This is a genomic window from Mycobacterium colombiense CECT 3035 (assembly GCF_002105755.1).
Lineage (GTDB): Bacteria > Actinomycetota > Actinomycetes > Mycobacteriales > Mycobacteriaceae > Mycobacterium > Mycobacterium colombiense.
Map to the genome: position 1 here is coordinate 4,262,358 of NZ_CP020821.1, position 13,380 is coordinate 4,275,737.

Annotated in this window: 11 protein-coding genes and 1 pseudogene; 4 read left to right on the plus strand and 8 right to left on the minus strand. The window is 66.5% G+C overall.

All coding sequences use genetic code 11. From position 1 onward, the window contains the following. Positions 1-106 precede the first annotated feature (106 nt). A complete protein-coding gene (locus B9D87_RS19980; protein ID WP_007769421.1) occupies positions 107-532 on the minus strand; it encodes a TIGR03668 family PPOX class F420-dependent oxidoreductase in 426 nt (141 codons plus the stop codon). Positions 533-704: 172 nt separating this feature from the next. On the opposite strand from B9D87_RS19980, the gene B9D87_RS19985 reads away from it, so the two are divergent. The 4 genes from B9D87_RS19985 to B9D87_RS20000 all read left to right on the plus strand — a co-directional run bounded on the left by B9D87_RS19985 (position 705) and on the right by B9D87_RS20000 (position 5,975). Continuing rightward, complete coding sequence (locus B9D87_RS19985) at positions 705-1,787, plus strand: S1C family serine protease (RefSeq protein ID WP_007769419.1); 1,083 nt, start codon at positions 705-707, stop codon at positions 1,785-1,787. A gap of 121 nt (positions 1,788-1,908) precedes the next feature. Next, positions 1,909-3,681 carry a maltose alpha-D-glucosyltransferase gene (gene treS / locus B9D87_RS19990; protein ID WP_007769417.1) on the plus strand — a complete coding sequence of 591 codons (1,773 nt, stop codon included), beginning with the start codon at positions 1,909-1,911 and terminating at the stop codon, positions 3,679-3,681. 211 nt (positions 3,682-3,892) lie between these two features. Next, on the plus strand, positions 3,893-5,242 hold the full coding sequence (locus B9D87_RS19995) for a maltokinase N-terminal cap-like domain-containing protein (protein WP_040629487.1): 1,350 nt from the start codon (positions 3,893-3,895) through the stop codon (positions 5,240-5,242). Positions 5,243-5,288: 46 nt separating this feature from the next. Next, positions 5,289-5,975, plus strand: coding sequence for a YoaK family protein (locus tag B9D87_RS20000; RefSeq protein WP_007769404.1), 687 nt, complete (start codon positions 5,289-5,291; stop codon positions 5,973-5,975). A 56-nt stretch (positions 5,976-6,031) separates the two neighbouring features. Here the strand turns inward: B9D87_RS20000 and ag85C are convergent, their stop codons facing one another. The 7 genes and pseudogenes from ag85C to B9D87_RS20035 all read right to left on the minus strand — a co-directional run bounded on the left by ag85C (position 6,032) and on the right by B9D87_RS20035 (position 13,313). Continuing rightward, positions 6,032-7,057: a diacylglycerol acyltransferase/mycolyltransferase Ag85C gene (gene ag85C, locus B9D87_RS20005; protein ID WP_007769401.1), complete on the minus strand. Its 1,026-nt coding sequence runs from the start codon at positions 7,055-7,057 to the stop codon at positions 6,032-6,034. 233 nt (positions 7,058-7,290) lie between these two features. Further along, positions 7,291-8,108, minus strand: a pseudogene (locus B9D87_RS20010) (ABC transporter permease). Continuing rightward, positions 8,098-8,928 (minus strand): ATP-binding cassette domain-containing protein, encoded by an 831-nt coding sequence (locus tag B9D87_RS20015; RefSeq protein ID WP_040629484.1) that lies wholly within the window; start codon positions 8,926-8,928, stop codon positions 8,098-8,100. Before B9D87_RS20015 ends, B9D87_RS20010 begins: the two are co-directional and overlap by 11 nt. Beyond that, positions 8,925-9,377 carry a MarR family winged helix-turn-helix transcriptional regulator gene (locus B9D87_RS20020; RefSeq protein WP_040629483.1) on the minus strand — a complete coding sequence of 151 codons (453 nt, stop codon included), beginning with the start codon at positions 9,375-9,377 and terminating at the stop codon, positions 8,925-8,927. Before B9D87_RS20020 ends, B9D87_RS20015 begins: the two co-directional genes overlap by 4 nt. Before the next feature lie 67 nt (positions 9,378-9,444). Next, positions 9,445-9,942, minus strand: coding sequence for a metallophosphoesterase family protein (locus tag B9D87_RS20025; RefSeq protein WP_007769393.1), 498 nt, complete (start codon positions 9,940-9,942; stop codon positions 9,445-9,447). Positions 9,943-9,966: 24 nt separating this feature from the next. After that, entirely contained in the window at positions 9,967-12,885 is a 2,919-nt protein-coding gene (locus B9D87_RS20030; RefSeq protein ID WP_007769392.1) for an MMPL/RND family transporter, read from the minus strand. Beyond that, complete coding sequence (locus B9D87_RS20035; protein WP_007769391.1) at positions 12,882-13,313, minus strand: MmpS family transport accessory protein; 432 nt, start codon at positions 13,311-13,313, stop codon at positions 12,882-12,884. The genes B9D87_RS20030 and B9D87_RS20035 overlap by 4 nt, the downstream gene beginning before the upstream one ends. Positions 13,314-13,380: the final 67 nt, after the last annotated feature.

Genomic DNA, 13,380 nt, shown 5'->3' on the forward strand with positions numbered 1-13,380 from the left:
GCCGTTGCTGACCTAGTAAGCACCTATCTAGCTACCATTCACCCAACTTCGGTCGACCACAAGACCGTCGGGCCAGATCAGGTACCCGGGACTTACGGGTCGCCGCTCAGTAGTGCCAGCTGGACCAACGCCGCACGGCGACCTCGATCACCGGGCCGTCCAGCGAAACCGATTGATATTGAGGGTATTTCGCGCGCAGCAGGCGACGGCCGAGATCAACGGCGTCACCGTCGGTGTGGACCGTGGCCAGACCGTCGGCGCGCACCCACCACAGCTGGGTCCAGTCGTCGGCGTAGTGATCGACGAGCAGGCTCACCCGCGGGTTGTCGTCGATGTTGGCCAGCCGGCGCAGCCGCCGCGTCGTTTTCGGTTTCGCGTCGACGGCCGTGTAGACGATGTCGGGCCCGTCCGGGTCGCCGGCGGCGACCGCGAAGACCACCGGCACCAGGTGCGGCAGGCCGCCGGGCGCGACCGTGGCCAGCCGGGCTACCGGGGACCCGATGAAGCCGGCCTTGGGGTCGAATTCGCCCACTCGGTCAGCTTAAGACGCGCGCCAGACGAGGGCGCGAAGCCGACGCGGCTCGTCAGACCTGGCACATGCCGTGCATAGCTACCTGCATTACGGTTATATACACACAAATGTGCCGCCAAGATCCTGAGGCCGGGACAGTTGTTCTTTACCGCGAAGCAGGAGGGTGACACCGATGAGCAAATCGCAGCACCGCCCGGTCTTGTGGTCATGGTTGGTCAGCGTGCTGACCGTGGTGGGCCTGGGCCTCGGTTTGGGGTCCGGGGTGGGCCTCGCGCCGGCGTCGGGAGCACCGTCGAATTTCGCGCTGGACCGGTTCACCGACCGTCCGCAGGCGCCGCTGGACCCGTCGGCGATGGTCGGTCAGGTCGGGCCGCAGGTGGTCAACATCGACACCAAATTCGGCTACAACAACGCGGTGGGCGCCGGAACCGGCATCGTGATCGACCCCAACGGTGTCGTCCTGACCAACAACCACGTGATCTCCGGCGCCACCGACATCAGCGCATTCGACGTCGGTAACGGGCAGACCTACGCCGTCGACGTGGTCGGCTACGACCGGACGCAGGACATCGCGGTGCTGCAACTGCGCGGCGCGAGCGGCCTTCCGACCGCCGCGATCGGCGGCGAGGCCACCGTGGGCGAGCCCATCGTGGCGCTCGGCAACGTCAACGGCCAGGGTGGCACGCCCAACGCGGTGACCGGCAAGGTCGTCGCGCTCAACCAGAGCGTCTCCGCGACCGACACGCTGACCGGCGCGCAAGAAAGCCTGGGCGGCCTGATCCAGGCGGACGCCCCGATCAAGCCGGGCGATTCCGGCGGGCCGATGGTGAACAACGCCGGCCAGGTGATCGGCGTGGACACCGCCGCCACCGACAGCTACAAGATGTCGGGCGGGCAGGGCTTCGCCATCCCGATCGGGCGCGCGATGGGAGTCGCCGGACAGATCCGCTCGGGCGCCGGCTCGAACACGGTGCACATCGGCCCCACGGCCTTCCTCGGTTTGGGCGTGATGGACAACAACGGCACGGGCGCGCGGGTGCAACGGGTGGTCAACGCCGGTCCCGCCGGCGCCGCCGGGATCGCGCCCGGTGACCTCATCACCGGCGTCGACAACGTCGCGATCACCGGCGCGACGTCCATGACCGAGGTGCTCGTCCCGCATCACCCCGGGGACACCATCGCGGTGCATTACCGGTCCAATGACGGCGGCGAACGCACCGCCAACATCACCCTGGCGGAGGGACCGCCGGCCTGATATCCGCGCCGACGGGACGCGACCCGTGGCGAATTCGTTTGCTGCCGGGCGTGTTTCGTCGTAAACGTGGGGGTGTGATTCCGAAAGTGGCGCCCAGGGTACCCGTGGCATCGTGGATTTGATGAACGACGCAAGAGAAGCTGTCGAGCACCATCCCGAAGGTGGCAGTCACGTCCAGGACGGCGTGGTGGAGCACCCCGACGCCGAGGACTTCAACAACGCCGCCGCGCTGCCCACCGACCCCACGTGGTTCAAGCACGCGGTGTTCTACGAGGTGCTGGTCCGGGCGTTCTTCGACGCCAACGCCGACGGCGCCGGTGACCTGCGCGGTCTGCTGGGGCGCCTGGACTACCTGCAGTGGCTGGGCATCGACTGCATCTGGCTGCCGCCCTTCTACGACTCACCGCTGCGCGACGGCGGGTATGACATCCGGGACTTCTACAAGGTGCTTCCCGAGTTCGGGACGGTCGAGGACTTCGTCGCGCTGCTCAACGCCGCGCACGAGCGGGGCATCCGGGTCATCACCGACCTGGTGATGAACCACACCTCGGACTCGCACCCCTGGTTCCAGGAGTCGCGGCACGACCCCGACGGCCCGTACGGCGACTTCTACGTGTGGAGCGACACCGCCGAGAAGTACACCGACGCGCGGATCATCTTCATCGACACCGAGGAGTCCAACTGGACCTTCGACCCGGTGCGCAAGCAGTTCTACTGGCACCGGTTCTTCTCCCATCAGCCCGACCTGAACTATGACAACCCGGCCGTGCAGGAAGCGATGATCGACGTGCTGCGCTTCTGGCTCGAGCTGGGCATCGACGGGTTCCGGCTGGACGCGGTGCCCTACCTGTTCGAACGCGAGGGCACCAACTGCGAGAACCTGCCCGAGACACACGCCTTCCTCAAGCGCGTCCGCAAGGTCATCGACGACGAGTTCCCCGGGCGGGTGCTGCTGGCCGAGGCCAACCAGTGGCCGGCCGACGTGGTCGAGTACTTCGGCGACGCCACCACCGGCGGTGACGAATGCCACATGGCCTTTCACTTCCCGCTGATGCCGCGCATCTTCATGGCGGTGCGCCGGGAATCCCGCTTTCCGATCTCGGAGATCCTGGCCCAGACGCCCGAGATCCCGGACATGGCGCAGTGGGGGATCTTCCTGCGGAACCACGACGAGCTGACGCTCGAGATGGTCACCGACGAAGAGCGCGACTACATGTACTCCGAGTACGCCAAGGACCCGCGGATGAAGGCGAACGTCGGCATCCGCCGCCGGTTGGCGCCGCTGCTGGACAACGACCGCAACCAGATCGAGCTGTTCACCGCGTTGCTGCTGTCGCTGCCCGGCTCGCCGGTGCTGTATTACGGCGACGAGATCGGCATGGGCGACGTGATCTGGCTCGGTGACCGCGACGGGGTGCGCACACCGATGCAGTGGACGCCGGATCGCAACGCGGGCTTCTCCAAGGCCAATCCCGGCCGGCTCTACCTGCCCCCCAGCCAGGACTCCGTCTACGGCTATCAGGCGGTCAACGTGGAGGCCCAGCGCGACACCTCCACGTCGCTGCTCAACTTCACCCGCACGATGCTGGCGGTGCGGCGTCGTCACGAGGCCTTCGCGATAGGGACCTTCGAAGAGCTGGGCGGCTCGAACCCGTCGGTGCTGGCCTTCGTGCGGCAGGTGTCCGACGACGGTGACACCGTGCTGTGCGTCAACAACCTGTCGCGATTCCCTCAGCCGATCGAACTGAATCTGCAGCACTGGAGCGGTAGCACCCCGATCGAGCTGACCGGGCAGGTGGAGTTCCCGCGCATCGGTCACCTGCCCTACCTGCTCACGCTGCCGGGACACGGGTTCTACTGGTTCCAGCTGACCGCATGCGAGGAGGATGGATGATTTCCACTCGCGCCGCGACGACGCGCAGCGGAGCCGATGAGAAGGAGTGGCGCTTATGACCGCGCTGGCGACGATGAAGAGCGAAGCGATGAAGAGGAGTGGCGCACATGACCGCGCTGGCGACGATGCAGAGCGAAGCGATGAAGAGGAGTGGCGCACATGACCGCGCTGGCGACGATGCAGAGCGAAGCGATGAAGAGGAGTGGCGCACATGACTCAGCCGGCCAAGCTGCCCTGGTCTGAGTGGCTTCCACAGCAACGCTGGTACGCCGGGCGCAACCGCGAACTGACCGGCGCCGAGGCAAGCGTGGTCGTCCCGCTCGACGACGGCCTGGACCTGGTGCTCGTCGACGCCGACTACGCCGACGGTTCCCGGCACCAATACCAGGTGATCGTGCGCTGGGATGCCGCCCCGGTCTCCGAGTACAGCGGCGTCGCGACCATCGGCGCCGCCGAGGACCGGACCGGCTTCGACGCGATGTATGACGCCGACGCGCCGCGGTTTCTGCTGTCGCTGATCGACTCGTCCGCCTCGCGTGGCAACGCCTCGGGCGCCGAGGTGACATTCGCCAAGGAACCGGATGCGGTGCTCCCGCTCGAGGCGATGGCCCACGTGTCGGACGCCGAGCAGTCCAACACCAGCGTCATCTTCGACCGAGACGCCATCTTCAAGGTCTTCCGCCGGGTCAGCAGCGGCATCAACCCCGACATCGAGCTGAACCGCGTGCTGGGCCGGGCGGGCAACCCGCACGTCGCGCGGCTGCTGGGGACCTACGAGATGACGGGTTCGGACGGCAGCGCCGACACGGCGTGGCCGCTGGGCATGGTGACCGAGTTCGCCGCCAACGCCGCCGAGGGCTGGGCGATGGCCACCGCCAGCGTCCGCGACCTGTTCGCCGAGGGTGACCTGTACGCGCACGAGGTCGGCGGCGACTTCGCCGGTGAGTCCTACCGCCTCGGCGAGGCGGTGGCGTCGGTGCACGCCACCCTCGCCGAAACCCTCGGGACCTCGCAGGCCGCCTTCCCGGTGGACAATGTGCTGTCGCGGCTGTCGGCGACCGTGGCGCTGGTGCCCGAACTCAGCGAGTATGCGGCGACGATCGAAGAGCGCTTCCAGAAACTGGTCACCGAGCAGATCACCGTGCAGCGTGTCCACGGCGATCTGCACCTGGGCCAGGTGTTGCGCACGCCGGAGCGGTGGCTGCTGATCGATTTCGAGGGCGAACCGGGGCAGCCGCTCGAGGAGCGACGCGCGCCCGATTCACCGTTGCGCGACGTGGCCGGCGTGCTGCGGTCGTTCGAGTACGCCGCTTACGGGCCGCTGGTGGACCAGGCGGACGACAAGCAGTTGGCGGCGCGCGCCCGCGAATGGGTCGAACGCAACCGGACGGCGTTCTGCGACGGCTACGCGGCCGCCTCCGGGATCGACCCGCGCGACTCGGCGCCGCTGCTGGCCGCCTACGAGCTGGACAAGGCCGTCTACGAGGCCGGCTACGAGGCGCGGCACCGCCCGAGCTGGCTGCCGATTCCATTGCGCTCCATCGCTCGTCTGTCGGGCTAGCTTCGCGCGCGCTGCGGGCGCCGCGGCCGTCTGGAAGCATGTCCGTGTGCCGACTGACATTTACAACAGCGAGTCGCGGTTGTCGTGGGTGCTAGCGGCGCTAGCGGGCGTATTGGGGGCGACCGCCTTTACCCACTCCGCCGGCTACTTCGTTACCTTCATGACCGGCAACGCCCAGCGCGCGGTGCTCGGATATTTCCGCGGCGATGTGCTGCTGTCGGCCACGGCGGGGGTGTTGATCGTCTGCTTCGTCGCCGGCGTGGTGGTTGCCTCGGTCTGCAGGCGGCATTTCTGGGTGGCGCACCCGCACGGCCCGACGGTGCTGACGACGTTCAGCCTGGCGGCGGCCACCGTGGCCGACGTCGTCGACGAGGGCTGGGAGGAGAATCTGCTCGATTTCGCACCGATCATGTTGGTGGCCTTCGGGATTGGCTCGTTGAACACATCCTTCGTCAAGGACGGCGAAGTGTCGGTCCCGCTGAGCTACGTGACCGGCACGCTGGTGAAGATGGGCCAGGGGATCGAGCGCCACATCGCCGGCGGATCCGCTTCGGACTGGCTGGGCTACTTTCTGCTGTTCGCCAGCTTCGCGGTGGGCGCGACGGTGGGCGGCTTCATCAGCACGCTGGTCAACGGGACGTGGATGCTGGTGGTGGCCACCGTCGGCTGCGCGTTGACCACCGGCTACACGTATTTCCACTCCGATCGCCGGGCCCTGCTCGACGAGGCGTGAAAAAGAGCATCGGCAGTAGCGCTGACCGGTGCGCTACTGCCGATGCTGGCTTGGGCCTAAGCCGCGGGAGGGTTAGCGGTGGGCGCGCTAGCCGGTGCGGCGTTGACCGTGTTGAGGGTTTGCAGGATGTCGGGCTTCATCGCGACCAACTGCTGGTTCCAGTAGGGCCAGGAGTGCGTCCCGTTGGCCGGGAAGTTGAACACCCCGTTGCGGCCGCCCGCGGCCACGTAGTTGTTCTGGAACTGCTCGTTGGTGCGCAGCGTCATGCCCTCCAGGAACTTCGCCGGCATGTTGTCGCCGCCGAGGTCGCTGGGGGTGCCGTTGCCGCAGTAGACCCAGAGGCGGGTGTTGTTGGCGACCAGCCGCGGAATCTGGACCATCGGGTCGTTGCGCTTCCACGCCGGGTCGCTGGACGGCCCCCACATGCTGTTGGCGTTGTAGCCGCCCGCATCGTTCATCGCCAGCCCGATCAGGGTCGGCCACCACCCCTCGGACGGGTTGAGGAAGCCCGACAGCGCGGCGGCGTACGGGAACTGCTGCGGGTAGTACGCCGCCAGGATCAGCGCGGAGCCGCCCGACATCGACAGGCCCACCGCCGCGTTGCCCGCCGGCGAAACCTGCTTGTTGGACTGCATCCACAGCGGCATTTCCTGGGTCAGGAAGGTCTCCCACTTGTAGGTGTAGTTCTGCCCGTTACCCGAGGACGGCTGGTACCAGTTGCTGTAGAAGCTGGACTGGCCGCCGACCGGCATGATCACCGACAGGCCGGACTGGTAGAACTCCTCGAAGGCGGGGGTGTTGATGTCCCAGCCGTTGTAATCGTCCTGGGCGCGCAGGCCGTCGAGCAGGTACACGGCGTGCGATCCGCCGCCCTGGAACTGGACCTTGATGTTGCGGCCCATCGACGGCGACGGGACCTCGAGGTACTCCACCGGAAGCCCCGGCTTGGAGAAGGCACCCGCGACGGGGGAGCCGCCGGAGGCCACGGCGAGACCGGACAGCAGGGAGGCCCCCATGGCCGCGATCGCCAGTCGGCGCGGCATGGTAGCCGCTGCCCCACGCAACTTTTCGAAGAACGACATAGCTCTCTACCCATCCCAACTTTCATCTGCCGCAGGGTGCGGTCGAATCTGTTCTCGGGGAGTGAAACACAGTGGGAGCGCCGAATTCGGTTGTCGCGGCCGGGATGCCAGATCGCGGTTAGCTAACGATTGGGCCTCGCCCAGAAATCGTCACGGTCGGGTCACGATCGGCTCTCGGAACCGTGCCCCACCTTGTGACGCGACAGCACATGCGCTAACGCATCGGCAACGTGTCAGGCAACCAGGCGGCGCAAAAGCGTTGATGCCGTGATGATTCCGAGTACCGCGGCCACCACCAGCACCGCGATGTCCGCGGGGTTGAACGGGGTGCCGATCAGCAGCGCCCGCAGCGCGTTCACCTCGTAGCTCAATGGGTTGACCTTGCTCAGCACGTGCAGCCACGCCGGCATCACGTCGACCGGATACAGCGCGTTGGAGGCGAAGAACAGCGGCATGGTGATCGCCTGGCCGATGCCCATCAGGCGGTCGCGGCTGCGCACCAGCCCCGCCAGCGTCATCGACAGGCAGGCGAAGAAGGCGGCGCCGAGCATGACGATGGCCATTGCCGCGACGATCCGCAGCGGATTGACCGTCAGGCCGACACCCATCGCGTACGCCAGCGCCAGCACGCCGACCACCTGGGCCACCGAACGGACCCCGCGGCGAACGCCTTGCCGGTGATCAGCGCCGACGCGGGGGCGGGCGTCACCATGAGCTTGGCCAACACGCCGGCGTCCCGGTCCCAAATGATTTGTATCCCATAGAAAATGGAGATGAACAATGCCGACTGGGCGATGATCCCCGGAGCCAGAAACGCCAGATAGGAGACCGACCCGGTGGGGATGACATGGAGGTGACTGAACGTGGTGCCGAAGATCAACAGCCACAGCGCGGGCTGCACCATCCGGGTGACAAGTTCGGTCCGGTCGTGTTGCAGCTTCTGCAGTTCGACGATCGCGAAGGCTCCGATGCGGCTGGACAGCGCGCCGACGCGTTGCCAGCCGCGCGGGGCGCGAATCAGGGTGCCCGCCATGGCGCTATCAACCGACACGGCGCGCCACCTTTCTGCTGGAACGGATTTCGCGAATGGACCCATTTACCTCCGATGAATCGTCGTCTTCGTCCAGACCCGATGCCGCGTAGTGGCGGAACACGTCCTCGAGGGTGGCCGACGGCGATACCGTCGCCTTCAACTTGTCGGGGGTGCCGACGGCGCGCAGTTGACCGCGGTGCATCAGGGCGACCCGGTCGCACAGCGCGTCGGCCTCCTCCATGTAGTGGGTGGTCAGCAGCACCGTCATGCCGAACTGTGCCTGCATCTTCTGCACCTGCGCCCACACGCCGTCGCGCGCGATGGGATCCAGGCCGACGGTCGGTTCGTCGAGCACCAGCAGCGACGGGCGGTTGACCAGCGCCTGCGCCACCTCGAGACGGCGCACCATGCCGCCGGAGTAGGACGACGCCAGCCGGTCGGCCACCTCGATGAGGTCCATCGCGACCAGCGCCTGGTCGACGCGGTCGGCGCGCTCGTTGCGCGGCACCCCGTACAACCGCGCGAACCAGGCCACGTTCTGTCGTCCGGTCAGTGCCGGCTCGATCGAAAGCTGTTGCGGCACATAGCCGATATTGCTTCTGATATCGGTGGTCTGGCGGCGCGCGTCCATTCCGAAGATGCGCAGTTCGCCGTGCTGGACCGGGGTCAGCGTGGTCAGCATCCGGACCATGGTCGTCTTACCGGCGCCGTTGGGCCCCAGCAGGCCCATCGTCTCGCCGGGCCGCACGTGCAGCGTCACATCGTCGACGGCGGTGAACTGACCATAGCGATAGGTCAGGTTGCGGGCGTCGACCGCCATCGGCAGCGATCCACTCATGATCGCCGCTCTCGCAGTTTTCGGGTCATCGTGTCGAGGACCTCCAATCCCTTTGTCAAAGCCTCGATTTGGTCGTCGTCGAGCTCGTCGATCACTTCGGAGAGCAGCGCCCGCCGGGTGGCGCGGGACGCGTCGACGACCTGCTGGGCGGGCTCGGCGAGCCGGAGTTCGCACACCCGGCGGTCGGTGTCCCCGGCGGTGCGCAGCAGCAGGCCGCCGGACACCAGCTTGGTGACCAGCGTCGAGGCTGTGTTGGGCACCAGCCCGAGTTCGGCGGCCGCGGCGCTGACCGAAATCCCCGGGCGGCGTCCGACCAGCCACAACAGCTCCGACTGCGACTCGGAGAGCCGCGACGAATCGAACCCGCGGCCGGCCGACCTGCGGAGTTGGCGGCGAAACCTGCCGACCACGCCGAACAGGTCGCCCGCCACATCAGTGCGCGATTTCATATGCACCCATAATACCTCTGTAGCCGAGCTATCTATGTGTGGAAGCTATGTAGCAGGTATGTACCCGTTACCTGGGCAGACGATGCAGCTCAACGTCGGTCAGCGCGCCGCCGTCGACGCGCGCGGTCATGTAGGTGCAGAACGGTTGGCGGCGCCGATCCGTCGGCGACCCGGGATTGAGCAGTCGCAACCCGGTGCCGGTGGTGGTGTCCCACGGGATGTGACTGTGCCCGAACACCAACACCGCGCTGTCGGGGTAGAGCCGCGACATTCGGGCGTCGCGCCCGGTCGCGGCGCCGGTCTCGTGCACGACGGTGAATCGCACCCCGGCCAGGTTCACGTCCGCGCGTTCGGGCAGCCGCGCCCGCAAGGCCGGGCCGTCGTTGTTTCCCCAGCAGCCCACGACCCGGGCCGCCCGGGCTTCGAGCTCATCGAGGAACTCGGGCGCGATCCAGTCGCCGGCGTGCACGACGACGTCGGCCGCGGCAACCTCGTCCCAGACCGCCGCGGGCAGGTCGCGGGCGCGTTTGGGAATGTGGGTATCGGCAATCAGCAGCAGCCTCACAGCCCCATCTTGCGCCCGCGATCGTCAGCTCGGCGACGGAGCCAGGGCCGGATCGGGTTCGCTCTTCGCCCGGTCCGTCGCCTCACCCAGTAAGAGCGACCGAACGACGCGACGCGGACCGAAGGGCCGGAGCATGGAGCTGGCGGGCCGTGGCCGCACCCGTATCGGCCACCAGAACCAGCGCCCGAGCAGTGCCGCGACCGACGGCGTCATCAACGACCGCACGATCAGCGTGTCGAACAGCAGCCCGAGTCCAATCGTGCTGCCGGCCTGGCCGATCGAGCGCAGGTCGCTGGCGACCATCGACATCATCGTGAAGGCGAACACCAGGCCCGCCGAGGTGACGACGCCACCGGTCTCGCCCATCGAGCGGACGATGCCGGTCTTCAGCCCCGCGCCGATCTCTTCCTGGAACCGCGACACGAGCAGCAGGTTGTAATCGGATCCGACGGCCAGCAGGATGATCAACCCGAACACCGGTGCGATCCAATTCAATTCGAGACCGAAGAGGTGCTGCCACACCAGCACCGAAAGGCCGAAGGCGGCGCCCAGCGACAGCAGCACCGTGCCGACGATCACCAGGGAGGCCACCAGTGCGCGGGTGATGATCAGCATCACGACGAAGATCAGCGTCAGCGCCGCGAGCCCCACGATCAGCAGGTCGTAATGCGAGCCCGACTGGATGTCGCGGTAGATGGCCGCGGTCCCGGCGAGGTAGAACTTGGCGCCGGTCAGGTTCGTCCCCTTGACGGCCTGATGCGCGGCGGTCAGCTCCGGCATGACCGCCGAAATTCCGGCCGGCGTCGCAGGATCCGCCTCGTGGGTGATGATGAAGCGCGCGGCTTTCCCGTCGGGCGACAGGAAGAGCTTCAGGCCGCGCTGAAAGTCGGGATTCTGGAAGGCTTCCGGCGGCAGGTAGAAGTAGTCGCCACTGCGCGACGCGTCGAAGGCCTGGCCCATCGCGCTGGCTGTGTCGGTCATCTGCTCCATTTGCGTGATCAGGCCGGAGAAGCTGCTGTGCATCGTGAGTAGCGTCCCCTGCATGGACTGGGCGACGGCGATGATCGGCGGAAACTGGGCCAGCATCTGCGGCAGTATGGCGTCGACGTTGCTCACGTCTTTGATCAGCGTGGTCATGTTCTCGCTGAATTTGTCCACGCCGTCGATCGCTTCGAAGACCGATCGCGAGGCCCAGCACACCGGGATGTTGAAGCAATGCTGCTCCCAATACAGGTAGTTGCGGAACGGCCGCGCGAAATCATCGAAATCCGCCAGGTGGTCCCGCATCTCGTTCAGCGTGGCCTGCATTTCGTGCATGTCGCCGACCATCTGATGCGTCGTGCCGCTCATCTGTCCGAGCAGGCCCTGCATCCGCTGCATCGAGGCGATCATGGCGCCGAGGTCATCGCCCATCTTGAGCATGTCGTCCGTGCGGTCCTTCATGAACTGAATGTTCTGCCGGATCGGAATCGCCTGCGCGCTGATCTGGAATGGGATGGACGTGTGCTCGATCGGACCGCCCAGCGGCCGGGTGATGCTCTGCACCATCGCGATTCCGGGCGATGCGAAGACGTTCTTGGCGATCCGGTCCAGGATGATCATGTCGCCGCTGTTACGCATGTCGTGATCGCTCTCGACCATCAGGATGTCGGGATTCATTGTGGCGGCGCTGAAATGGCGCTCGGCCGCCGCATATCCGACATTCGACGGTAGGTTGCGCGGTATGTAGAAGCGATCGTTGTAGCTGACCTTCATGCTCGGCATGATCAGGATGCCGACGATGGCGATGACGACCGAGGTAGCGAAAACCGCACCGGGCCAGCGCACGGTGGCGGTGCCGATCCGCCGCCAGCCGCGCGTCTTGATCATTCGCCGGGGGTCGAGCAGGCCGAACCGGGTGGCCACCGCGACGACCGCGGGTCCTGCCGTCATCGCCCCCGCCACGACGATGAGCAGGCCCAGCGCCGACGGGATGCCGAGCGCCTTGAAATACGAGAGGCGCGCCAAGTGCAGGCAGAACGTTGCCCCGGCGATGGTCAGCCCGGACCCCAAGATGATGTGGTAGGTCCCGCGAAACATCGTGTAGTAGGCGGCTTCTCGATCTTGGCCGGCCTGACGTGCCTCTTGATAGCGACCGACGAGAAAAATCGCGTAATCGGTTCCCGCCGCGATCGCCAACGACGACAGCATCGCAACCACGAACGTCGAGAATCCCAACAGGCCGGAGTTCCCGAGCAGCGCGACCAGTCCTCTGGCCGTGCCCATTTCGAAGCCGACCATGACGAGAATCAACAGCACCGTGCTGATCGACCGGTAGGCGATGAACAGCATGATCATGATGACCAGGCCGGTCACGCCCATCATCTTGAACATGCTTTTATCGGCGGCTTCGTTCATGTCGGTCGTCAGGGCCGCGGGACCCGTGACGTATACCTTCAGTCCGCTGGGCGGATGTGAGCGGTCGACGATCTCGCGGACGGCTTTGACGGATTCGTTGCCTTCGGTGCTGCCCTGATTGCCCGCCAGGTTGAGCTGGACGTAGGCGGCCTTGCCGTCCCGGCTCTGGACGCCGGCGGCGGTAAGTGGGTCGCCCCATACATTTTGGACGTGCTGGACGTGTTTGGGGTCGGCCTGCAGCTTCTTCACCAGGCCGTCGTAGTAGTGGCGCGCCTCGTCGCCGAGTGGACCGCTGCTTTCCAGGACGATCATCGCGATGCTGTCGGAGTCCGACTCGTGAAAGGTTGCGCCGATGCGCTTGGCGGCGATCATCGCGGGTGCGTCCTGCGGCGACATGGTCACCGCGTGATTTCGTGCGACCGACTCGATCGGCGGCACAACCACGTTGAGGGCGACGGTCAGCAGGAGCCATCCCAGCAGGATGGGGATGGCGAACGTGCGGACGAACCGCATGAACTTCGGACGGGTGTCGTTGTCGGTGTTCATGCGGCCTTCACCAGACAGGAAGTTTGGGCGTGCCGCCCGGCCGAGGATCGCTCGTCCTTGAGCTCGCCGTTGACGGTGATGCGGCACCCGATGTCGTCACCGGTGCCCTGCGCCACCAGGCTGGCGATCACCGCGGGCACGGTGGTCGTGATGGTGAGAGTCCACGGCAGTGCGGTGAAGTCCACTTGCTTGGGCTCTGCGTTGTTGTCGAGGTAGTTCACGCTCCCGGTCGTGCCGCTGGGCCCGTAGACCTCATAGGTCACGCTCTTGACGTGCGAGGCTTCGAGCGGCTCGGCGCTGGTGCCGGTCGCGGTGAAGATCGCGTCCGAGCCGAAAACACCGCGGAGCCGGTCGACGGCGATGCCGCCGAGGGCGACCGCCGCTACGACGACAAGCGGCACCCAAGCCCGCTTGAGAAACGTAGACATTGACGTTTCCTTCCCTTTGTGACCTGGTCTTTCTGGTAAGAAGTCTCGGCCCGCGGCGCCACACTCG

Excerpts from the sequence above, each read along its gene's own strand:
- B9D87_RS19985 (WP_007769419.1), top strand. The coding sequence starts at position 705 with ATGAGCAAATCGCAGCACCGCCCGGTCTTGTGGTCATGGTTGGTCAGC.
- treS (WP_007769417.1), top strand. The coding sequence starts at position 1,909 with ATGAACGACGCAAGAGAAGCTGTCGAGCACCATCCCGAAGGTGGCAGT.
- B9D87_RS19995 (WP_040629487.1), top strand. The coding sequence starts at position 3,893 with ATGACTCAGCCGGCCAAGCTGCCCTGGTCTGAGTGGCTTCCACAGCAA.
- ag85C (WP_007769401.1), bottom strand. The coding sequence starts at position 7,057 with ATGTCGTTCTTCGAAAAGTTGCGTGGGGCAGCGGCTACCATGCCGCGC.
- B9D87_RS20015 (WP_040629484.1), bottom strand. The coding sequence starts at position 8,928 with ATGAGTGGATCGCTGCCGATGGCGGTCGACGCCCGCAACCTGACCTAT.
- B9D87_RS20020 (WP_040629483.1), bottom strand. The coding sequence starts at position 9,377 with ATGAAATCGCGCACTGATGTGGCGGGCGACCTGTTCGGCGTGGTCGGC.
- B9D87_RS20030 (WP_007769392.1), bottom strand. The coding sequence starts at position 12,885 with ATGAACACCGACAACGACACCCGTCCGAAGTTCATGCGGTTCGTCCGC.
- B9D87_RS20035 (WP_007769391.1), bottom strand. The coding sequence starts at position 13,313 with ATGTCTACGTTTCTCAAGCGGGCTTGGGTGCCGCTTGTCGTCGTAGCG.